The sequence below is a fragment of the Mesorhizobium sp. B2-8-5 genome, from assembly GCF_006440675.2.
Lineage (GTDB): Bacteria > Pseudomonadota > Alphaproteobacteria > Rhizobiales > Rhizobiaceae > Mesorhizobium.
In genome coordinates, this window is sequence record NZ_CP083951.1 from 220,482 (window position 1) to 241,268 (window position 20,787).

Genomic DNA, 20,787 nt, shown 5'->3' on the forward strand with positions numbered 1-20,787 from the left:
TCACCCGTTTCGTCATGCTGCGGCGCAGCAACGAATTCGCTTGCGTTGTTTAGTAAAAATGGCATCACTAAACAAATTACTAAACATCGGCGGCGCGTCGCGCACCATAGCGACGCATAGCTCGCCGTGTTCAGGCCCTCGGAGGAGCGAGGGTTGAGGGGCTCTTGAAACCGTCATCCGGACGCGTTTCGCAAATGGGAGGTAAGGCATGAAATCGACCTTGAAACTGGCGTTGGGACTGGCCTCGGCGATCTCTGCGTCGACAGCCGTCTCGAACGTCGCGCATGCGGAAGACTTGACGCTGTGCTGGGCGGCCTGGGATCCGGCCAACGCGCTCGTGGAACTGTCCAAGGACTTCACCAAGGAAACCGGCATCGGCATGAAGTTCGAGTTCGTGCCGTGGACCAATTACGCCGACCGCTTCCTCAACGAGCTCAACTCGCATGGCAAGCTCTGCGACCTGATCATCGGCGACAGCCAGTGGATCGGCGGCGCCGCCGAGAACGGCCATTACGTCAAGCTGAACGACTTCTTCGACAAGGAGAAGATCAGCATGGACGATTTCGTGCCGGCAACCGTGGTCGGCTATTCCGAATGGCCGAAGAACACGCCGAACTACTGGGCGCTGCCGGCCATGGGCGACGTCGTCGGCTGGACCTATCGCAAGGACTGGTTCTCCAAGCCCGAGCTGCAGAAGGAATTCAAGGAAAAGTATGGCTGGGACCTCGCCCCGCCGACCACCTTCGACCAGCTGAAGCAGATCGCCGAATTCTTCCAGAAGCGGCAGATCGACGGCAAGACGGTCTATGGCGCCTCGATCTACACCGAGCGCGGCTCGGAAGGCATCACCATGGGCGCCATGGACGTGCTCTACAGCTATGGCTTCCAGTATGAGAACCCGAAGAAGCCCTACGAGATGGAAGGCTTCGTCAACTCCGAGAAATCGGTGAAGGGGCTGGAATTCTACAAGTCGCTCTATGATTGCTGCACGCCGCCCGGCGCCTCCAACAGCTACATGGGCGAAGGCGTCGACGCCTTCAAATCCGGCCAGGTGGCGATGCATATGAACTTCGCCTTCACCTGGCCCGGCCTGCAGAAGGACGAGAATGTCGGCGGCGACAAGATCGGCTATTTCGTCAATCCGAAGGGTCCCGACGGCGACCAGTTCGCGCAGCTCGGCGGCCAGGGTATCTCGGTGGTTTCCTACTCCGACAAGCAGGAATCGGCGCTGAAATACATCAAGTGGTTCGCCAACAAGGACGTGCAGGCCAAGTGGTGGTCGCTCGGCGGCTATTCCTGCCTGAACTCGGTGGTCAAGGACCCGAAATTCCCGTCCAGCCAGCCCTATGCGCAGGCCTTCCTCGACTCGATGGCGATCGTGAAGGACTTCTGGGCCGAACCCAGCTACGCGCCGCTGCTGCAGGCCTCGCAGAAGCGCTTCCATGACTATGTCGTGGCCGGCCAGGGCTCGCCCAAGGACGCGCTGGACGGTCTGGTCAAGGACTGGACGCAGGTGTTCCAGGACGACGGCAAGATGTAACCGCTCCTCCCGAGCAACATCGACGCGTCCCGTGCCGCCCTTGGCACGGGACGCAGTTCAGATAAATTCCATAGCCGAGACTTACCCGTGACCGAAGCAGGACTTACCATGCTCAATCGGACTGCGGACAACGTTGCCCGGGCGACGCCGGAGCCGTTGGCCAAGAAGATCCGGGGCATCAGCGACAAGGGCCTCGCCTGGCTGTTCATCTCGCCGACGATCCTTTTGCTGTTGGCCATCAACATCTTCCCGCTGTTCTGGGCGATCTATCTCTCCTTCACCAATTACCGCGCCAACCGGCCCAACGAGGTTGTGAAGAATTTGGGGCTGTCGAATTACCAGCGCATCCTTGGCGACCAGGACATCTGGATCGCCATGCAGACGACGGCGCATTTCGTGTTCTGGACGATCCTCCTGCAGACCGTCATCGGCTTCACGCTGGCCTGGCTGATCGACCGCAAGTTCCGCGGCCACGCCTTCTGGACCACCATCATCCTGGTGCCGATGATGTTGTCGCCGGCTGTGGTCGGCAATTTCTGGCGCTTCCTCTACGAGCCGCAGATCGGGCTGTTTTCCTATGTCATCTCCTTCGTCACCGGTATTCCGCCGACGAATGTCCAGATGCTGTCCAATGTCGAACTGGCGCCATGGGCAATCATCATCGTCGACACCTGGATGTGGACGCCTTACGTCATGCTGATCTGCCTCGCCGGCCTGCGCTCGATTCCCGAATACATCTACGAGGCGGCCGAGGTCGACCGCGCCTCCAACTGGCGGCAATTCTGGTCGATCACGCTGCCGATGGCGCTGCCCTTCATCATGCTGGCCGTGCTGTTCCGCGGCATCGAGAACTTCAAGATGTTCGACATGGTCAACCTGCTGACCGGCGGCGGACCCGGCTCGACCACCGAGGTCGCCTCGATCACGCTGAAGCGGCAGGCCTTCGAGAGCTGGCGCACCGGCTATTCCTCGGCCTTCGCCATCATCCTGTTTGTCGCGGTGTTCGGCCTCGCCAACATCTACGTCAAGGCGCTCAACAAGGTGAAGCAGAGATGAGCCTGACCACCGCCCATTCCGTCGTAGCACCCTCGTCGAACGCGAAGCTGATCGCCGGCACGATCATCATAGCCTATGCGCTGATCTCGATCGTGCCGCTGTTGTGGATCTTCGCCACCAGCTTCAAGACGCCGCCGGATTCGATCGCCTACCCGCCGAAGATCGTCTTCCAGCCGAGCATCGAGGGCTATTGCAACCTGTTCACCACCCGCACCCGGCAGACGCCGGAATACATCAACTCGCTCGGGCCGGCGACCGGCTTCTGCGACGAGACCGTGCGCAAGCGCAACATGGTGATCGCCGGGCCGTCGAACTTCCTGCCGCGCTTCGTCAACTCGCTGATCATCGCCTTCGGCTCGACCTTCTGCGCGGTGTTCCTCGGCACGCTCTCGGCCTATGGCTTCTCACGCTTCAAGGTGCCTCTAGCCGACGACCTTCTGTTCTTCATCCTGTCGACGCGCTTCATGCCTCCGATCGCGGTGGCGATCCCTATCTACTTGATGTATCGCGAACTCGGCCTCTCCGACACCGCGCTCGGCATGATCCTGCTCTACACCGCGGTCAACGTCTCTTTGGCGGTCTGGCTGCTCAAGGGCTTCATCGACGAGATCCCGCGCGAATACGAGGAGGCCGCGATGATCGACGGCTATACGCGGCTGCAAGCCTTCTGGCGCACCGTGCTGCCGCAGGCGACCACCGGCATCGCCGCGACCGCCATCTTCTGCCTGATCTTTGCCTGGAACGAATATGCATTCGCAGCGCTCTTGACCTCCGGCACGGCGCAGACAGCGCCGCCCTTCATCCCGACCATCATCGGCGAGGGTGGCCAGGACTGGCCGGCGGTGGCGGCAGGCACGACCATCTTCCTGGTGCCGATCCTCGTCTTCACCATCCTGCTCCGCAAGCAGCTCCTGCGCGGCATCACCTTCGGCGCGGTGCGCAAATGAGCAGTGTGGGAATAAGTCGACCCCCACTCCGTCGAGCTTCGCTCGACACCTCTCCCCCGATCGACGGGGTAGAGGAAGGGCGCGAACTTCATTCAGCCAAGCTCCCTTCCTCTCCCTCCGGAGGGGGGAGAGGTGGCGCTGCGAAGCAGCGACGGAGTGGGGGAACCACCTGGCAATCATCTCTCCCCTTGAACGAGAAGGAAGGGAGGAACGCATGAGCCGCACCGTTGTCTCCAAGCGCTCCTCTTGGCCCCGCTGGGCAAGGCGCGGCCTGATGGAAAACATCGCGACAGCGATCATCGCGATCGGCTTCCTGATGCTGTTCCAGCCCTTCGCGCTGTCGCTCTACACCTATTCCTTCATCACCATGCTTGCCGGCACGGTCATGTTCATCATCGTCTCGAAATTCCCGGAATAACGATGGCCGATATCCGTGTTCAGAACCTGAGGAAAGCCTTCGGCGCATTCGTCGCCGTGCAGGATTCCAATTTCGTCGTTGAGGACGGCGAGTTCTTCGTCATGCTCGGGCCGTCCGGCTGCGGCAAGACGACGACGCTGCGCATGATCGCCGGCCTCGAGCTGCCTACCGGCGGCAAGATCCTGCTCGGCGGCGAGGACGTCACCATGCGCCGGGCGCGCGAGCGCGACATCGCCTTCGTCTTCCAGCTCTTCGCGCTCTACCCGCATATGAACGTGCGCCGGAATATCGGCTTTCCGTTGCTGGCGCAGGGCATGGCGTCGGCCGAGATCCGCAGCCGCGTCGAGGAGACCGCCAAGCTGCTGCGTATCGACCATCTGCTGGACAAGTCGGTCTCCGGCCTGGCCGGCGGCGACCGCCAGCGCGTCGCGCTCGGCCGCGCCATCGTGCGGCGGCCGAAATGCTTCCTGATGGACGAGCCGCTCGGCACGCTCGATACCGAGTTCCGCGACCTGATGGTGCATGAGCTGCGCGAGCTGCACAACCGCATCCACGCCACGACCGTCTATGTCACGCACGACCAGATGGAAGCCATGTCCATGGCCGACAAGATCGCGGTGATGAATCACGGCGTCATCGAGCAGTTCGGCACGCCGCGCGAGATCTACGACCGGCCGGCAACCATGTTCGTCGCCGATTTCATCGGCTCGCCGCCGATGAATTTCCTGAAGTTCGGCGGCGGGCTTGCCAGGGGCGCGAAGGAGATCGTCGTGCAGGGCGCCAAGGTGACGGTGCCGGAAGTCCGCGAGGACATCGAACCCGCCGACATGGCGCTCGGCATCCGGCCCGAGCACATCCGCTTCGACGATGCCTCGAAGCTGCGCGGCGCCATCTACGGCACCGAATATCTCGGCACCACGCAGATCGTCGCGGTCGAGACGGCCGACGGCATCATCAAGGCGCGGGTGCCGGCCGGCATCCATCTCAGCCCCGGCGAACAGGTCGGACTGGCCTTGAGCAGCGCCCGGCTGTCGCTGTTCGAAAAGGGCTCCGGACGTGCGGTCAGGACCGCCATGCATGATCAGGCAGTGGAGGCGCGCCATGGCTGATGTCCATATCAAGGGCGTGACCAAGAGTTTCGGCGACACCGTCGCGATCAACGATCTCGACCTTGCCATCAAGGACGGCGAATTCGTCGTGCTGCTCGGTCCGACCGGCGCCGGCAAGACGACGACGCTGAGGCTGGTCGCCGGGCTGGAGCGGCCGGACAGCGGCACGATCCATATCGGCGGCCATGACGCGACCGCGCTGTCGCCGGCCGAGCGCGACACCGCCTTCGTCTTCCAGCAATATTCGCTCTATCCGCATCTTTCGGTGTTCGACAACCTCGCCTTCCCGCTGCGCTCTCCGGCGCGGCGTTTTCCGGAGGAGGCGGTGCGGCGCCGCGTCGAGGAAGTGGCGCGCATGGTGCGCATCGACCACAAGCTCGACAACCGCTCGACGAAACTGTCGGGCGGCGAGATGCAACGCGTCGCCATCGGCCGCGCCCTGGTGCGCAAGCCGGCGATCTACCTGATGGACGAGCCGCTGTCCTCGCTTGACGCCAAGCTGCGCGCCGATCTCAGGCTCGAGTTGAAGCGCATCCAGTCCGAGCTCGGCGCCACCATGCTCTATGTCACGCACGACCAGATCGAGGCGATGACCATGGCCGACCGCATCGGCATCCTCGCCGACGGCGTGCTGGTGCAGATCGGCACGCCGCGCGCGATCTATTCGGAGCCGGCAAACCTTCATGTCGCGGCGCGCCTCGGCCAGCCGGCGATCAACCTCCTGCCGGCCGGACTGCTGCCCGACGGCGGCGCGCCGACCGGAACGGCGACGATCGGCGCCCGCACCGAGCATCTCGCGATCGAGAAGGCGATGAATGGCCATGCCGACGGCGTGGTCGACTGGGTCGAGCATCTCGGCGACCAGAACCACCTGCATGTGACCGTGGGAGCGAAGAAGCTGGTGACGCTGACCGATCCCGACACGCCGCTCGCAAAGGGGGACAAGGTGACGATCCGCTACATGGCGCCGCTCTATTTCGGCTCGGACGGGCAAAGATTGATGTAGCGGGGGGACTGATGTAGCCGCCTCGCGCCTTATTGGCACACCGATTGACGACCGCAGATACGGACTGGACGAAATCCATGAAGCACTTTTTCAACCGCAAGGACACGATCGTCACCGAAGCGCTCGACGGCTTCCTCGCCACGGCGGGATCGGGCGCGCTCGCCCGCCTCGACGGCTATCCCGAGATCAAGGTCGTGCTGCGCGCCGACTGGGACAAGACGAAGGTGGCGATCGTTTCCGGTGGTGGCGCCGGGCATGAACCCTCGCATGCCGGCTTCGTCGGCACCGGCATGCTGACGGCAGCCGTCTCCGGCGAGATCTTCGCCTCGCCGAGCGTCGAGGCGGTGCTGGCGGCGATCCGCGCCACGACCGGCCCCGCCGGCTGCCTGCTGGTCGTCAAGAACTACACCGGCGACCGGCTCAATTTCGGGCTGGCCGCGGAGAAGGCGCGCGCCGAGGGTCTGGCGGTCGAGATGGCGATCGTCGGCGACGATATCGCGCTGCCCGATATCGCGCAGCCGCGCGGGGTCGCCGGCACGCTGTTCGTGCACAAGATCGCCGGGCATCTTTCGGAAAGCGGCCGTGACCTGGCGTCGGTCGCGGCCGCGGCGCGCGCGGCGGCGAAGGACATCTTTTCGCTCGGCATCTCGCTGTCCTCCTGCTCGATCCCCGGACAGGCGCATGAGGAGCGCTTCGGCGCCGAAGACGGCGAGCTTGGCCTCGGCATCCATGGCGAGCCGGGCGTCGAGCGCATCGCCCTGCAGAGCGCCGGCGCATTCGTCGCCATCATGGCGGAGCGCCTCGCCGCGCGGCTTGACACCGGCAGCCGCTATGCCTTGCTGATCAACAATCTCGGCTCGGTGCCGCCGCTCGAAATGTCCTTGATCGCCAATGCGGTGCTCGCCTCGCCGCTCGCCAAGGCCGTGGCGCTGACGATCGGCCCCGGGCATCTGATGACGGCGCTCAACATGAACGGCTTCTCGCTGTCGCTGATCAAGCTGGACGCCGAGCGCGAGGCGGCGCTGCTCGCGCCCGTCGGCCCGCATGCCTGGCTGCCGGCAAAGCCGGTTCGCGCGCCGGTCGTCGTGGCGATGGCCAAGCCCGCCATCGGCACAGCCACAAAGCCAGCTAGCCACGATGCGGCCGGAGAGCGGCTGATCAGAGCCGTCTGCCAAAGGCTGATCTCGCTGGAAGAGCCGCTCAACGCGCTCGACGCCAAGGCAGGCGATGGCGACACCGGCTCGACCGTGGCGACCGGGGCGCGCAGCATCCTCGAGCGCATCGAGACGCTGCCGCTTGCCGATCGCGCCGCTACCGCCGCTGCGATCGGCGATACGCTGGGCTCGTCGATGGGCGGTTCCAGCGGCGTGCTGTTGTCGATCTTCTTCACCGCCGCGTCGCAGTCACTCGGCAGCGGCGCGTCGGTCAGCAAGGCCTTGCTCGCCGGGCTCGACCGGATGACCTTCTACGGCGGCGCCAAGGTCGGCGACCGCACGATGGTCGATGCGCTGGAGCCGGCACTGCGGGCTCTCGACGCAACCGGACTGGAAGCGGCGGCTAAAGCAGCGCGGCAAGGCGCCGAGGCAACCGCCGCGATGCGGAAGGCGAAGGCCGGCCGTTCCGCCTATATCGGCAGGCAGCTCGACGTTGCGGATCCCGGCGCCTTCGCGGTAGCCGAAGTCTTCGCTGCCGTGGCGGCGCTGTTTGCCCCGGCATGAAGGGCAGAAAAATGGCCGCAGCCGATTTCTCCAGACTGATCGCCGCGGCGGCCGATACGATCGCGGCGCATGCCGAGGAACTGACCGCGCTCGACCAGGCGATCGGCGACGGCGACCACGGGCTGAACATGAAGCGCGGCTTCGAGGCGGTGCGCGCCGAGGCGGACGCCTTTTCGGCCAAGCCGCTGCCCGAGGCGCTGAAGGCGGTCGGCACCAAGCTGGTGATGACCGTCGGCGGCGCCTCCGGGCCGCTGTTCGGCACATTGTTCATGGCGCTCGGCAAGGACATGCCGGCAGCACCCGATCGAAGCGGGCTGGCCGCGGCGCTGGGCAAGGCGATCGAGGCGGTCGCGGCGCGCGGCAAATCGCAGCCGGGACAAAAAACCATGCTCGATGTGCTGCAGCCGGTGTATGAGGCGCTGACGCAAGGCAAGACGGCCACCGAAATCGTCGATGCGGCCGACAAGGCGGCGGAAGCCACGGTGCCGATGAAGGCCCTGCGCGGACGCGCTTCCTTCCTGGGAGAGCGCTCGATCGGGCATATGGACGCCGGAGCGCGCTCGACCGCGCTGCTGGTGCGCGCAGTCGCGGAAGCGATAGAGGGTATTTGATGAGCAATGTCGGTATCGTCATCGTGTCGCATTCGCCCCTGGTCGCCGAGGGCACGGCCGACATGGTGCGCCAGATGGTAGGCGATGAAGTGCCGCTTGCATGGTGCGGTGGAAACGGCCATGGCGGGCTCGGCACCAGCGTCGAGGCGATCATGGATGCGATCGACAAAGCCTGGTCGGAAGCGGGCGTCGCCATACTTGTCGATCTCGGCGGCGCCGAGACCAATTCGGAGATGGCGATCGAGATGATCGGCGAGCCGCGCTCTCACAGAATAGTCGTCTGCAACGCGCCGATCGTCGAAGGCGCGGTGATGGCGGCGACCGAATCCTCTGGCGGCGCCTCGCTCAAGGAAGTGGTGGCGACGGCGCATGAATTGTCGCCGGCGTGAAGGAACGGGAACCGACTGAATGTCCGCATCTGCCGAAGCAACGGTCCTGATCACCCACGCCGTGGGCCTGCACGCGCGCCCTTCGGTGAAGTTCACCAAGCTCGCGAAGTCGTTCGCGGCCGAGGTGGAAGTGGCGGTGGCCGCCAACGGTCCCTGGTTCGACGCCAAGAGCATCGTCAAGGTGATGGCGGCCAAGGCGCCGAAAGGGACCATGCTGCACATCCGCGCCAAGGGTGACGGCGCGGCCCAGGCGGTGAAAGCGCTGGTCGATCTGGTGCAGCGTGACTTCGACGAGGACGCGGATCATGCCAGGTCCGCTTGAGACGTATCTGCATGTCGATGTGCTCGCAAGGAACGCGAGCCATGCGGATTGACGGCATCCCCGCCTCCCCCGGTTACGCCGAAGGCCCGCTGTTCGATCTCGACCAGCCTCCGGCCGGCTACGAAGCCAAGGCGGACGCGGCGGAAGAGAGAGCTGCGCTGGAAGTGGCGATCGGCAAGGCCGTCGGCCGGCTGGCGGCGCTGATCGAAACCGCCGACGGCGACGCCGCGGGCATCCTCGAATTCCACATCGCCATGCTGGAGGACGACGCCCTGAGCGGTCCGGCCTTCGCGGCGATCGGTTCCGGGCAGGCGGCGGACGCCGCCTGGCGCGCGGCGCTGGACGGCGAGGTCGCCGGCTACGAAGCGTCGGACCAGGACTATTTCCGCGCCCGCGCCGCGGACCTGCGCGACATTCGCGATCAGGTGCTGCGGGCGCTGAGCGAGGACAGCGAGGTCGCGGCGCCCCCGGGCGCGATCCTCTATGGCGAGGACATCGCGCCGACGCGTTTTCTCGAAACCGATTGGAGCAAAGGCGGCGGCATTGCGCTCAAGCGTGGCAGCACCGCCAGCCATGTCGCCATGCTGGCGCGCTCGCGCGGCGTGCCGATGGTCGTCGGTCTCGACATCCCGGCTGGACCGCTCACCGGCCCGGCGCTGCTCGATGCCGAGCGCGGCGGGATCGTTTTCTCGCCGTCGCCGGCCGAGATCGAAGCCTTCCGGCAATCCGCCTCCGCCTTCGCCGACCGGCAGGGCGCGGCGCGGACATTCCTGACGGAGCCGGCGGTGACCAAGGCCGGCACCACCGTGCGCGTCCAGGTCAACATCGCCTACCCGTCCGACGTCGACGGCATCGATATCGCAAGCTGCGACGGCGTCGGCCTGATGCGCACCGAATTCCTGTTCGGAAAGACATTGCCGGACGAGGAGATGCAATACCGTGCCTACCGCAAGGTGCTGGACTGGGCCGGCGACAAGCCGGTGACCATCCGCACCGTGGACGCCGGCGGCGACAAGCCGATACCGGGTTTCACGGTCGAGGAAACCAATCCGTTTCTCGGCTTGCGCGGCATAAGGCTGTCGCTGGCGCGGCGCGATATCTTCCGCGTACAGATCCGGGCATTGCTGCGCGCCGCCATCCACGGCAATCTGAAGGTGATGTTCCCGATGATCGCCACGCCCGACGAGTACAGCCAAGCCGCCACGCTGTTCGCCGGGGAACAGGCAGCACTTGCCGCGCAGGCCGTCGCGCACAGGCTGCCGCCGCTCGGCATCATGGTCGAGGTGCCGTCCGTCGCGCTGGCGCCAGAAGCCTTCGCCGATGTCGCCTTCTTCTCGATCGGCTCCAACGACCTGACGCAATATGTGATGGCGGCCGCGCGGGACAACGCAGCCGTGGCGCATCTCAACTCCGTCCGTCACCCGGCGGTGCTGCGGCTGATCGCTGCGGTCACCGCCTTCGGGCGGGAAAGAGGTATCCCGGTCAGCCTGTGCGGCGACGCGGGCGGCGATCCGGCAGCCATCCCGGCGCTGCTCGAGGCCGGCCTGCGCGACCTGTCGGTCGCTCCCGCGCAACTCGCCATGGCCAAGGCGGCCATCGCGGACGTGCCGGTGTAGGCGCGGCATGGGCAGGACCGAGAAGATACCGGAAACAGGCTCGGAAGAGGCGATCCGCGCCTACAAGACGATCCTGTCGCAGGTCATCGACCAGCGCCCTTCGGGCATGCGCCAGCGCCTTGCCGATGCGCTCGGCAAGCACCGCAGCTTCGTCACGCAAATTTCCAGCCCGGCCTATTCGATCCCGATCCCGTCAAAGCATCTGCCGTCCATCTTTTCCGTCTGCCACTTCAGCCAGGCCGAGCGCGACCAGTTCATGGCCGCCTATCACCAGGCGCATCCCGGCAAAGTGCCCGCGGCTTCCGGTCCGCGCAAGACACGCCATGTCTCGCTCATCGTGCCGGATTTCGGCGACGACAGGCAGAACGCCGCGCTCGACCGGGCGATCAACGAATTCATCCAGAAGATAACCAGCATCGCCGGCAAGGGCAGCAGCTGAGCAAAAGCAATTCCAGGAAAAGTGTGTGGCGGTTTTCCGTTTCGGAATTGCGTAAACTAAAGACCGTCGGGAGGACTGCCATGAAGAAATTCATCAATTCGGTGGACACGGTCCTGACCGAGAGCCTCGATGGCTTTGCGGCGGCCCATGCCGACATCCTCGTGCTTGGCGAGGAGCACAAATTCATCCGCCGCAGGGAACTGAAGCCAGGCAAGGTGGCGTTGATCTCGGGCGGTGGCTCCGGCCACGAGCCGCTGCATGGCGGCTTTGTCGGCCATGGCATGCTCGACGCCGCCTGCCCCGGCCAGGTCTTCACCTCACCGACGCCCGACCAGATGCTGGCCGCCGTGCAGTCCGTCGACACCGGCGCCGGCTGCCTGTTCATCGTCAAGAACTACGAAGGCGACGTGATGAATTTCGACATGGCGGCCGAGATGGCGGACGGCGTGCTGCAGGTGGTGACCAATGACGACGTCGCGGTCGAGAACTCGTCCTACACGACCGGGCGGCGCGGCGTCGCCGGCACGCTGGTGGTGGAAAAGATCGTCGGCGCGGCGGCCGAGCAAGGCATGCCGCTGCCCGCGCTCAAGGCGCTGGGCGACCGCGTCAATGCCGCGACGCGCTCGATGGGTGTGGCGCTGACCAGCGGCACGGTGCCCGCCGCCGGCAAGCCGACCTTCGAGATCGGCGACGGCGAGATGGAATTCGGCGTCGGCATCCACGGCGAGCCCGGCCGGCGGCGCGACACGCTGAAGAGCGCCGATGCCATCGCCGAGGAGGTCTGCGCCGCGATTGCCGGCGACCTCGGCGAACGGGCCAAAGGACCGGCGCTGCTGTTCGTCAACGGCTTCGGCGGCACGCCGTCGATGGAGCTATATGTGATGTACAACAGCGCCCGCAGAATGTTCGAGAAACAGGGCGTGACGGTTGTCCGCTCGCTCGTCGGATCCTATGTGACGTCGCTCGACATGGCGGGATGCTCGATCACGCTGACCATGCTCGACGACGAAACGTCAGCACTTTGGGACGCGCCGGTTCACACGGCGACGCTGCGCTGGGGGATGTAAGCGGTTTCAGCCGAGCTGAAGCTGCGGATTGATGGCCTAGACCACCTTTGACGGGCCGGCGACGACAGCGGACAGCTTGCCCACCTTGCGCAGCACCGGTGCTCGATATTGCTTCTTGGTCATTTTCGTGCCCTCCGACTCCAGCTTGTGAGAATGCGGCAAAGCTATTCGCACTGTCAATTCATGCGCGGGGTTTGCCCTCGCGCTGCTGGCATCCCTGATGCTTTTCTGCAACCATGTTCGCCATATCTGTCTTCCATGGACGAATCTCGACCAGATTGATGCTGCCTTCTCTTGCGCCTGCCGATGAGAAACTGCTGCTGACCTTCGCCGACCCCGAGGCACCGGCCGCCGCGGGCAATGGCCTTGCGGCCAAAACCCTGCTGGCGCTGCTCGCCAATGCGGAGTTCCACGGCGTGCTGCCGATCATGCTGCGCAAACTGAGGGAAATCGGCGACGCTCAACTGCCGCAGGACACAGCCTTGCAGCGGAAATTGTCGGAGTTGCGCGATGAAGCGACGATGGCGACCGGTCAGTCGATGTTGTTGCAGTACCATGGCGACCGCATCATGAAGGCATTGGCGGCGAAAGGCGTGCCGGCCCGGATCGTCAAGGGACCGGTGTTCGCACGCAAGCTTTATCGCCAGGTTGCGGACCGTCCCTTCACCGACATCGACATTCTCGTCGACCCCGCCAGCATCGAGGAAGCCAACAAGACCATCGGCGAATGCGGCTTCGAGCTCGGCAGCGACGAGGCCGAGTCGCATGAATTGCAGGAGTTCAAATGGCTGGAGAAAGAGAACTCCAGCCTGCTGATCGAGTTGCATGGCGATCTGGTGCACGACACCGGTATGCGCCGGCGCCTGTCGCTGGGATTTCGTGAATTGCAGGCGATCGACGACGGCGAAACCGACACGCCGGCCGCGCTCCTCACCATCGCCATCGTCCATGCCGCCGGCGGCCACAAATTCCACCGGCTGCAGCTCTGCGTCGACGTGCTGCAAGGCGTGCGGGGGCTGAAATCGCCGGAGGAGGAAACGCGGCTGCTCGAGGCCGCCCGCATGACCGGCATCGAGCTTGAGCTGGCCACGGTCCTCAACGTCACCGGACGCCTGTTCGGCGCGCCACGCGCGATCGAGCTTGCCAACCGCATCAAGCCTGACCTCTCGATACGGCTGGCGAAATGGCTCATCACCGGCAACATGCTGCTTCGGGTCAATTCCCGCGAAAAGCTACGCTCGCGCCTCAGCCGCGATGCCTTCCGCTGGGTGCAGAGGCTGGCGCGGCCGCGACCATATCCAGCCTGAGCCTGGGATGGAGAAACCGCTCTCGGCCGTGTTCGTCACCGAGGTTTCTCCCGTCACCGCGCCCATGCTTGCGCGCTGGGCAAATGGCGGCCACGGCATCGCCGCCGTGGTCGTGCCGGGCCCACGTGCCGGCAAACGCTTCAGCTTCAGTGTCCTGCGCCGTCGCCTGCGGCGACGGTTTGCGTTGATATTTCATCCCAGACACGCCATGCCCCGGCTGATCGAATTCAGCCCGCCCTACGACTGGGATACGCTCGGGCGAGAGCTCGACGTGCTCGGCGCCGATCTTCTGATCTGCTTCGGATATGGCAAGCTGATCCCGCGAACCGTGCTGGAGCTGTTTCCAAACGGCGGCCTCAACCTGCATCCCGCGCTTCTGCCGCACTATCGCGGCCCGCATCCGATACACCGGCTGGTTATCGACCAGATGCATGAAGCCCATGGCGGCGTGACCTTGCACAAGATGACGTCCGGCTTCGACGAGGGCGACATCCTCGCGCATGTTGGCTTTGTAGCAGAGGACTGGCATTCGGCCGCAACGGTGAACCGGGCCCTGGCCGACGCGATGGCTGCGCTCGCGGCGGATATTGCGCCCGAGTTTTGCCGTGGCGGGCTTGCCGGATTGCCCCAGCCGGATGGGGCATATGTCTGGGCGCAGATCGAACAGGGCCCGTTGATCGTCGGCACGCAGTCGTCAAGCGACCATGTCGCCCGACTGTGCCGGATCGTCGGACCGAGTGTTCCGGTCAGTGTGCTGATCAATGGAAGACCAGTCCGGTTGGCTCAGCCGGTCCGCCGCCTGGGGCCACCCAGCGGCGAAGCGGCGAAATGCCGATGGGGGCTGGTGGAGTTCGACTGCGCCGACGCCCGCGTCGTCCATCTGGGCTACAACAAGCTGTCCAGGCTGTTGTTGCGATGGCAGTCGAAACCCCGCCAGGCCCGGCGGGAACAGCGATCCTTCCACATCCGGCGTTTCGGCGCGAAGGGCTAACTCTTTGCTGGAGCATGATCTTCTCCGAGAGCCGGTTCCCACTTTTCGGGATCATGCTCCAGGCTTTTGTTTTGTCGCAATTCCCGGACGCAAAGCCGCCCACACTTTTCCTGGAATTGCTCTAACACGCCTCAAGGGCAGCCTGGATCAACGCGGCCGCATCGGCGGGACTTGCCCCGATTTCGAGCGTAAAGGTCGGCACCGCCTTCACCAGGGCGGCGATCATCGCCATGCGCCTCTTCTGCAGCGACAGCAGGCCGGTCATGCCGGTCCGCACATTGTCCGTGGCCAAAGCCACCATGGCGTCGGTCCTGGCCATCGGCAGCAGCCGGGTCTCGGTGCCTGCCGAACGCGCAAGATGCAGGAGCGCGGCGACGGGTCTGGCGCCCACATCCTCGACGCGGATGATTTCGCCGAGGCGGTCCAGCGAAACGGACTGCTCGCCCTCGGTGTCCCATTTTTCGCCCAGGCAAGGCGCCACGAAGGGCAGCATCGCCGCCGTGTTGCGGTGGACCTTCACCCTGCGCGGCATGCCCCAGGCGGTGATGCCCTGCCCGCTTGCGTTGAGGATCATCACGTCGTCCGAGCAGAGGCCGAAGCCCCGCGACGCAAGCGCGAGCGATGTGGTCGACTTGCCTGTGCCGCTTGGCGCATGAATGAGAACCAGGCCGTCCTTTCCAGGCAAGGTGAGGCCCGCGGTGTGCAGCATATGCTGGCCGTCCGCGTCGAGCGCTGCGTCCAGCACCATCATCAGCAGGGTCCACTTGATCTTGCTGTCCGGATGAAGACGGATTTCGGCCTGGCCCCCGCCGTCGTGGATCGACACGGTCTGCTGGCCCGGGAAGACGAGATGGAAGACGCTTCCGGCGTCGATCATGCGGCAATGGCCGTCCAGCGGCACTTCGCCGTCGAAAGCCAGCTTTCCTTCGGGGTTCTCGTGCAACTCAAGCGTTTCGACGATGTCGACGCGAAAGCCGGGCTGGACAGGCTCGTCCACACGCAAGGCGCCGAGCATCAGGTCGAAGCTCGGCCACAGATCGGCACGCGCGGCGGTGATGCCCAGAACCTGACCGTTGAGGTCGTAGCGGAAAGTCTGGTCGCTCAAGCGGCTGGCGCCTTCATCCTGGCCGGGTGGCGGTAGATCTCCACCATGCCGGGCTGGCTGTCGCTGACCACCGGCTTGTCGTCGAGGCAGACCCAGCAATGCGCCGACAGGCGAGGCTCGTTCATCGACTTGGCATCGACGCCGAAACGCAGCTCCGCATCAAGGCCGGCCATGCGCAGAAAGCGAAAACCGAGCAGGCCTTCCCGAAGGCACCTGCGGTCGCGCATCAGCCAGGGACGCCGCACCGTTCGCTTGACGCGGTGGACGATGTAGGTCCAGGGCAAGTCACGATAGGGCGCCGGCGACTGCAGCGGCGCCAGTTTCAACACACCTTCGAAATCGCGCCGCCCGACCAGCACCGGCATCAGCCGGGCGCTGAGCCACAAATGGACGCGGAACAGGATGCGCAGGGCAGGGCCGTCGGCCATCACGCGCCCGGGTCGGCGAGGATGCCTTCGGCCACCAGTTCGGCGGCCAATTCGGCCATGTCCTGGTCGAGCGTTGCCTTGTCGACCTCGAACTCGTCCGACAGCAGGTCGACGATCTGGTCGAGGTTGCGCGCACCGTTCACCTTGTCGAGGAAAGCCTCGGTCGTGTCGTTGCAGGTGTAAAGCTGGCCGCTGCGCGCCAAGAGCACGACGGCGCCATCGCCGACATGCTGCACGGACGCATCGTCCGCCATGCGCAGCACCGTTTCAGAGCCGATTTCCGCCATCCGCCCGCTCCCTTCGCTGAAGAGCAATTAGCGCGGCACAGCAAGGCTGTCCATCGCTGTGGGGTGGCGAAGGGGACGATAGCTCGGCAGGCCTTGCCCGTCGCGGGGCGAATATTAGCGAAGTCTTGCCTTCCTGCCCTTGGGTAAGCTATGAGTCCGCCGGGCTTTGGGGAGTGATGTGTATGCGTTACAATTGGGAACGGGCTCCGACGGCGTTCGAGCGCCATCGGAAGGCGCTTGCGGCGGCCATCCTGATCGCCGGCGGCGTCGGGCTGATGCTGGCCGCGCTACCGCTCTAAGCCGGCTGATATCGCAGACCGTGACGGCGACGCCTCCAGCCAGGCGCCGGACGGAGCCGTTTACCGGCGATGTCGACCAAAATGCAGGAAGACATGGCCGGCAAGAACGACTTAGGCTATTCCCCAGCGGCAAACATCCTGGAGGAAGACCACATGGCCTCACGCTACCGCGAAGTCTATGAGGGCTGGAAAAGCGACCCCATAGGGTTCTGGGCCGAGGCGGCGAAGGCGATCGACTGGTACACACCAGCCGAAAAGGTCTTCGATCCAGCGGAAGGCGTCTATGGCCGCTGGTTCATCGGCGCCACCTGCAACACCTGCTACAACGCAATCGACCGCCATGTCGCCGGCGGACGCGCCGACCAGCTGGCGCTGATCCATGACAGCGCCATCACCGGCACGATCCGGAAATTCACCTATGCCGAATTGAAGCGCGAGGTCGTCGCGCTGGCCTCGGTGCTGAGGCATCGCGGCATCGGCAAGGGCGACCGCGTCATCATCTACATGCCGATGGTGGCGGAAGCTGCGATCGCCATGCTCGCCTGCGCGAGGCTGGGCGCCGTGCATTCGGTGGTCTTCGGCGGCTTCGCCTCGCATGAGCTCGCCACCCGTATCGACGACGCCAAGCCGAAGCTGATCATCACCGCCTCCTGCGGCCTGGAGCCAGGCCGCGTGGTCGCCTACAAGCCGCTGCTCGACAAGGCGATCGAGATGTCGAAGCACAAGCCCGACGCCTGCCTCATCCTGCAGCGCGAGCAGCTGCGCTGCGAGATGAAGGACAATTACGACTTCGACTATGCGGACGCGGTGGCGCGTGAACGGGCGGCCGGCGCCAATGTCGACTGCGTGCCGGTGCTGGCTACCGACCCGCTTTACATCATCTACACCTCCGGCACGACAGGCCAGCCGAAAGGCATTGTGCGCGACAATGGCGGCCACATGGTCGCGCTGAAATGGACCATGGACAACGAGTTCGGCGTGAAGCCCGGCGAAGTGTTCTGGGCTGCCTCCGACGTCGGCTGGGTGGTCGGTCATTCCTATATCGTCTACGGGCCGCTTCTGCATGGCTGCGCCAGCGTGCTGCTCGAGGGCAAGCCGATCGGCACGCCGGACGCCGGCACCTACTGGCGGGTGATCGCAGAGCATGGCGTGGTGGCGCTGTTCACCGCGCCGACCGCCTTCCGCGCCATCAAAGGGCAGGATCCCAAGGGCGAGTTCGTGCCGAAATACGATCTGTCGAAATTCCGCACCCTGTTCCTGGCCGGCGAGCGCGCCGATCCCGAAACCATCAAATGGGCTGAGCAGAAGCTCGGCTGTCCGGTAATCGACCATTGGTGGCAGACCGAGACCGGCTCGCCGATGACGATCAACCCGGCGGGGCTCGGGCTGTTGCCGGTGAAATACGGCTCGCCCGGCGTGCCGATGCCGGGCTACGACATCCGTATCCTCGACGATGCCGGCCACGAGGTGGCGCGCGGCACGCTCGGCAATGTCGTGGTCAAGCTGCCATTGCCCGCCGGCTGCCTGCCGACGCTGTGGAACGCCGACGCCCGCTTCCGCCAGGCCTATCTCGAAGAGTTTCCCGGCTACTACAAGACGGCCGACGCCGGCATGATGGACGAGGACGGCTATCTCTATGTCATGGCCCGCACCGACGACATCATCAACGTCGCCGGCCACCGGCTCTCGACGGGCGCCATGGAAGAGGTGCTGGCGGCCCATCCCGATGTCGCCGAATGCGCGGTCATCGGCATTGCCGATGCCATGAAAGGCCAGGTGCCGCTCGGCTTCGTCGTTCTCAATGCCGGCGTGTCGCGCGATAGCGGCGCGATCGAAAGCGAGGTGGTAGGGCTGGTGCGCGAGCGGATCGGCCCGGTTGCCGCCTTCAAGACGGTGGTGACGATCAAGCGGCTGCCCAAGACCCGCTCCGGCAAGATCCTGCGCGGCACGATGCAGAAGATCGCCGACAAGGAGGAATGGACAATGCCGGCGACCATCGACGATCCCGCCATTCTCGACGAGATCACGGCGGCGCTGAAGGGCCGCGGCATCGGGGTGTAGTCGCCAAGCAGACGGCCGCGTTAAGGAAGAATTCACGAATTTGTCCCGCACTGCAATCGCTTGTTGTGCAGCGCAGCAATAGACTTTAAAGTTTGCGTGGGGGGCCATACCGAAGGCACGGCATGGCTCAGCACAAGACGACATTCGGCGGTGTCGACATCCTGCGTTTCCTGGCTGCCGTCATGGTGATGTTCTATCATTATGGCTTCTGGGTCTGGGCCTTCCCCGACGGCGTTTCGGCGCGCGCCACCGGTGGCATCCCGCCGCATCCCGAAATGGCCTTCGCCGGTTCCGGCTGGGTCGGCGTGCAGGTGTTCTTCGTCATCAGCGGTTTCGTCATCGCCTTCAGCGCCGAGAATTCCACGCCGCTGAAATTCTTCGAGGCGCGCTTCCGGCGGCTTATGCCGGCGGTCTGGATCTGCGCGCCGATCTCCGCCATCGTCCTGCTCGCTGTCGGCCTCTCCTGGCCGACGGACGCCGTGATCCGCCTCGTCCGCACCGGGCTGTTCGTGCCCTTCGAACCGTGGGTGGACAGCGTCTACTGGACGCTCGGTATCGAGATTGCGTTCTATGCCATCGTCTGGGTCCTGCTGCGGTTCGGCCGATTCGACTTGATGGAGATAGTGGCCATCGTCATCGGCCTCGCCAGCACATTGTTCTGGTGCGCCTATTTCGCCTTCGGCTGGACCGCTCTCGCCGAGACGCGCTGGCTGCAGCTGGCTCTGGTGCATCACGGCGCGTTCTTCGCCGTCGGCGTGCTTCTGTGGTTGATGCGCTTCAAGGCGATAAGCCTGCCGCGGCTTGCCTTCGCGGCGCTGTTCCTGTTCGGGGGCGCATTGCAGATCGCGAGCTCGGTCGACGTGCACAGCGTCAAGGTGGAAGCCACGATGCCTTACACGGCGCCAATCGTCGTCTTCCTCGCGGCGGTGGCGCTGATGGCGTGGTCGCTGCGCCTCGACCTGTCCTGGCGCGGCTGGCGGCGGATCGGACTGATGACCTATCCGCTCTATCTCATCCACGATGTCGTCGGTGCGGCGATGCTCGGCGCCCTGACGCGCGCCGGTGTGCCCTATCTGGCCGCTATTCCCATTGTCGGCGCTGCCATGATCGCGGTGAGCTGGCTGATCGCGGCCGAGGCCGAGCCGCGGATCCGGCGGCTCTTGGACTACACGCTGTTCCGCTATCGGTTGAAGGCCGCCTGACGACGCGACTGCCGATCGCGCGCCGGTGTGGAATTGTTTGCATTCGGCATGATATCGAGGCGCAGTCAGTGCAAATAGCCGAGCCTCAATCCGTGAATCTTTTCCAACGATCGAGACGCCCTCGACCCGCGCCACGCGAGCGCCTCGTCATGGACATGCGCGACACGGTCGTCTACGCGATCGGCGACGTGCATGGCTGCCACGACGAACTGCGCGCGCTGGAGCAAAAGATCCAGCTCGATGCGCAGCGGTTCAGCGGCCGCAAGATCATCATCATGCTGGGCGACTATATCGACCGCGGGCCGCACTCGCGGCGCGTGGTCGACCATCTGATGGCGCCGCCGCCGAGAGGGTTCCTGCGCGTCTGCCTGGTGGGAAACCACGAGGTCGCGCTGCTCCTCTATCTGGATGGCTATCTCTCGCGTGAGACCTGGCTCGGCTATGGCGGGCGCGAGACGTTGTTCTCCTACGGCATCGATCCGGACCGCCTGGCAAGCCTCTACGGTTCCAGCGAACGGACGGACGCGCATATACGCGAGGCCTTTCCCGCCGGCCATGTCGACTTCCTGCGCACGTTGCCCATAATGGTCTGCTCCGAGCATTTCGTCTTCGTCCATGCCGGTATCCGGCCCGGTATCGCGCTCGAGGCGCAGGACGAGAGCGACCTCCTCAACATCCGCGAGGAGTTCTTCGAGGCTGCGCACCGTCTCGACCGCTGGGTGGTGCACGGACACACGGTCGTGGAGGTTCCGACGCTCGACGGGCGCCGGCTCGACATCGACACCGGCGCCTTCCAAACCGGGCGGCTGACCGCGCTCAGGATCGTCGGCAAATACGGCCGGCTGCTGTCTTCAAGAGATTGAAGACGG

21 protein-coding genes are annotated in these 20,787 nt (G+C 64.9%); 18 read left to right on the forward strand and 3 right to left on the reverse strand.

What is annotated here, in order from left to right; genetic code table 11:
* The first annotated feature begins 208 nt into the window (after positions 1 to 208).
* The 15 genes from FJ430_RS01045 (at position 209) to FJ430_RS01115 (ending at position 14,536) form a co-directional block, all read left to right on the forward strand.
* Positions 209 to 1,540, forward strand: coding sequence for an ABC transporter substrate-binding protein (locus FJ430_RS01045; protein WP_140702473.1), 1,332 nt, complete (start codon positions 209 to 211; stop codon positions 1,538 to 1,540).
* 108 nt (positions 1,541 to 1,648) lie between these two features.
* A complete protein-coding gene (locus tag FJ430_RS01050; RefSeq protein WP_140702471.1) occupies positions 1,649 to 2,596 on the forward strand; it encodes a carbohydrate ABC transporter permease in 948 nt (315 codons plus the stop codon).
* A complete protein-coding gene (locus FJ430_RS01055; RefSeq protein WP_041001244.1) occupies positions 2,593 to 3,543 on the forward strand; it encodes a carbohydrate ABC transporter permease in 951 nt (316 codons plus the stop codon). The genes FJ430_RS01050 and FJ430_RS01055 overlap by 4 nt, the downstream gene beginning before the upstream one ends.
* A gap of 214 nt (positions 3,544 to 3,757) precedes the next feature.
* Complete coding sequence (locus FJ430_RS01060) at positions 3,758 to 3,961, forward strand: hypothetical protein (RefSeq protein ID WP_140702469.1); 204 nt, start codon at positions 3,758 to 3,760, stop codon at positions 3,959 to 3,961.
* 2 nt (positions 3,962 to 3,963) lie between these two features.
* The gene (locus tag FJ430_RS01065; protein WP_140702467.1) at positions 3,964 to 5,070 is read left to right on the forward strand and encodes an ABC transporter ATP-binding protein; all 1,107 of its coding nucleotides are present in this window, start codon (positions 3,964 to 3,966) and stop codon (positions 5,068 to 5,070) included.
* Positions 5,063 to 6,076, forward strand: a complete 1,014-nt coding sequence (locus FJ430_RS01070; protein ID WP_140702464.1) for an ABC transporter ATP-binding protein — start codon at positions 5,063 to 5,065, stop codon at positions 6,074 to 6,076. The genes FJ430_RS01065 and FJ430_RS01070 overlap by 8 nt, the downstream gene beginning before the upstream one ends.
* Positions 6,077 to 6,153: 77 nt before the next feature.
* Positions 6,154 to 7,794 carry a dihydroxyacetone kinase subunit DhaK gene (locus tag FJ430_RS01075; protein ID WP_140702462.1) on the forward strand — a complete coding sequence of 547 codons (1,641 nt, stop codon included), beginning with the start codon at positions 6,154 to 6,156 and terminating at the stop codon, positions 7,792 to 7,794.
* Positions 7,795 to 7,805: 11 nt separating this feature from the next.
* Positions 7,806 to 8,405, forward strand: coding sequence for a dihydroxyacetone kinase subunit DhaL (gene dhaL / locus FJ430_RS01080; protein WP_140702460.1), 600 nt, complete (start codon positions 7,806 to 7,808; stop codon positions 8,403 to 8,405).
* Positions 8,405 to 8,794, forward strand: coding sequence for a dihydroxyacetone kinase phosphoryl donor subunit DhaM (gene dhaM / locus FJ430_RS01085; protein WP_140702458.1), 390 nt, complete (start codon positions 8,405 to 8,407; stop codon positions 8,792 to 8,794). Before dhaL ends, dhaM begins: the two co-directional genes overlap by 1 nt.
* A gap of 19 nt (positions 8,795 to 8,813) precedes the next feature.
* On the forward strand, positions 8,814 to 9,116 hold the full coding sequence (locus tag FJ430_RS01090) for an HPr family phosphocarrier protein (RefSeq protein WP_040988690.1): 303 nt from the start codon (positions 8,814 to 8,816) through the stop codon (positions 9,114 to 9,116).
* A 41-nt stretch (positions 9,117 to 9,157) separates the two neighbouring features.
* Complete coding sequence (gene ptsP, locus FJ430_RS01095; RefSeq protein WP_140702456.1) at positions 9,158 to 10,732, forward strand: phosphoenolpyruvate--protein phosphotransferase; 1,575 nt, start codon at positions 9,158 to 9,160, stop codon at positions 10,730 to 10,732.
* Between the two features lie 7 nt (positions 10,733 to 10,739).
* Positions 10,740 to 11,171, forward strand: a complete 432-nt coding sequence (locus tag FJ430_RS01100; protein ID WP_140702454.1) for a hypothetical protein — start codon at positions 10,740 to 10,742, stop codon at positions 11,169 to 11,171.
* An 80-nt stretch (positions 11,172 to 11,251) separates the two neighbouring features.
* The gene (gene dhaK, locus FJ430_RS01105) at positions 11,252 to 12,238 is read left to right on the forward strand and encodes a dihydroxyacetone kinase subunit DhaK (RefSeq protein WP_140702452.1); all 987 of its coding nucleotides are present in this window, start codon (positions 11,252 to 11,254) and stop codon (positions 12,236 to 12,238) included.
* 281 nt (positions 12,239 to 12,519) lie between these two features.
* Positions 12,520 to 13,545 carry a nucleotidyltransferase family protein gene (locus FJ430_RS01110; RefSeq protein ID WP_140866531.1) on the forward strand — a complete coding sequence of 342 codons (1,026 nt, stop codon included), beginning with the start codon at positions 12,520 to 12,522 and terminating at the stop codon, positions 13,543 to 13,545.
* A 7-nt stretch (positions 13,546 to 13,552) separates the two neighbouring features.
* Positions 13,553 to 14,536 (forward strand): formyltransferase family protein, encoded by a 984-nt coding sequence (locus FJ430_RS01115; RefSeq protein ID WP_181175214.1) that lies wholly within the window; start codon positions 13,553 to 13,555, stop codon positions 14,534 to 14,536.
* 121 nt (positions 14,537 to 14,657) lie between these two features.
* Here the strand turns inward: FJ430_RS01115 and FJ430_RS01120 are convergent, their stop codons facing one another.
* From FJ430_RS01120 to FJ430_RS01130, 3 genes are read right to left on the reverse strand one after another with little or no spacing between them, the layout of a single operon-like run.
* A complete protein-coding gene (locus FJ430_RS01120) occupies positions 14,658 to 15,641 on the reverse strand; it encodes a serine kinase (RefSeq protein WP_140702448.1) in 984 nt (327 codons plus the stop codon).
* Complete coding sequence (locus tag FJ430_RS01125; RefSeq protein WP_140644823.1) at positions 15,638 to 16,069, reverse strand: lasso peptide biosynthesis B2 protein; 432 nt, start codon at positions 16,067 to 16,069, stop codon at positions 15,638 to 15,640. The genes FJ430_RS01120 and FJ430_RS01125 overlap by 4 nt, the downstream gene beginning before the upstream one ends.
* Positions 16,069 to 16,356 (reverse strand): PqqD family protein, encoded by a 288-nt coding sequence (locus FJ430_RS01130; RefSeq protein WP_140644822.1) that lies wholly within the window; start codon positions 16,354 to 16,356, stop codon positions 16,069 to 16,071. Before FJ430_RS01130 ends, FJ430_RS01125 begins: the two co-directional genes overlap by 1 nt.
* Positions 16,357 to 16,808: 452 nt before the next feature.
* Between FJ430_RS01130 and FJ430_RS01135 the strand changes: the two genes are divergently transcribed.
* The 3 genes from FJ430_RS01135 to FJ430_RS01145 all read left to right on the forward strand — a co-directional run bounded on the left by FJ430_RS01135 (position 16,809) and on the right by FJ430_RS01145 (position 20,781).
* On the forward strand, positions 16,809 to 18,716 hold the full coding sequence (locus tag FJ430_RS01135) for a propionyl-CoA synthetase (RefSeq protein WP_140702865.1): 1,908 nt from the start codon (positions 16,809 to 16,811) through the stop codon (positions 18,714 to 18,716).
* 122 nt (positions 18,717 to 18,838) lie between these two features.
* Positions 18,839 to 19,918: an acyltransferase family protein gene (locus FJ430_RS01140; RefSeq protein WP_140702446.1), complete on the forward strand. Its 1,080-nt coding sequence runs from the start codon at positions 18,839 to 18,841 to the stop codon at positions 19,916 to 19,918.
* Between the two features lie 149 nt (positions 19,919 to 20,067).
* Complete coding sequence (locus FJ430_RS01145) at positions 20,068 to 20,781, forward strand: metallophosphoesterase (RefSeq protein ID WP_226892031.1); 714 nt, start codon at positions 20,068 to 20,070, stop codon at positions 20,779 to 20,781.
* Positions 20,782 to 20,787: the final 6 nt, after the last annotated feature.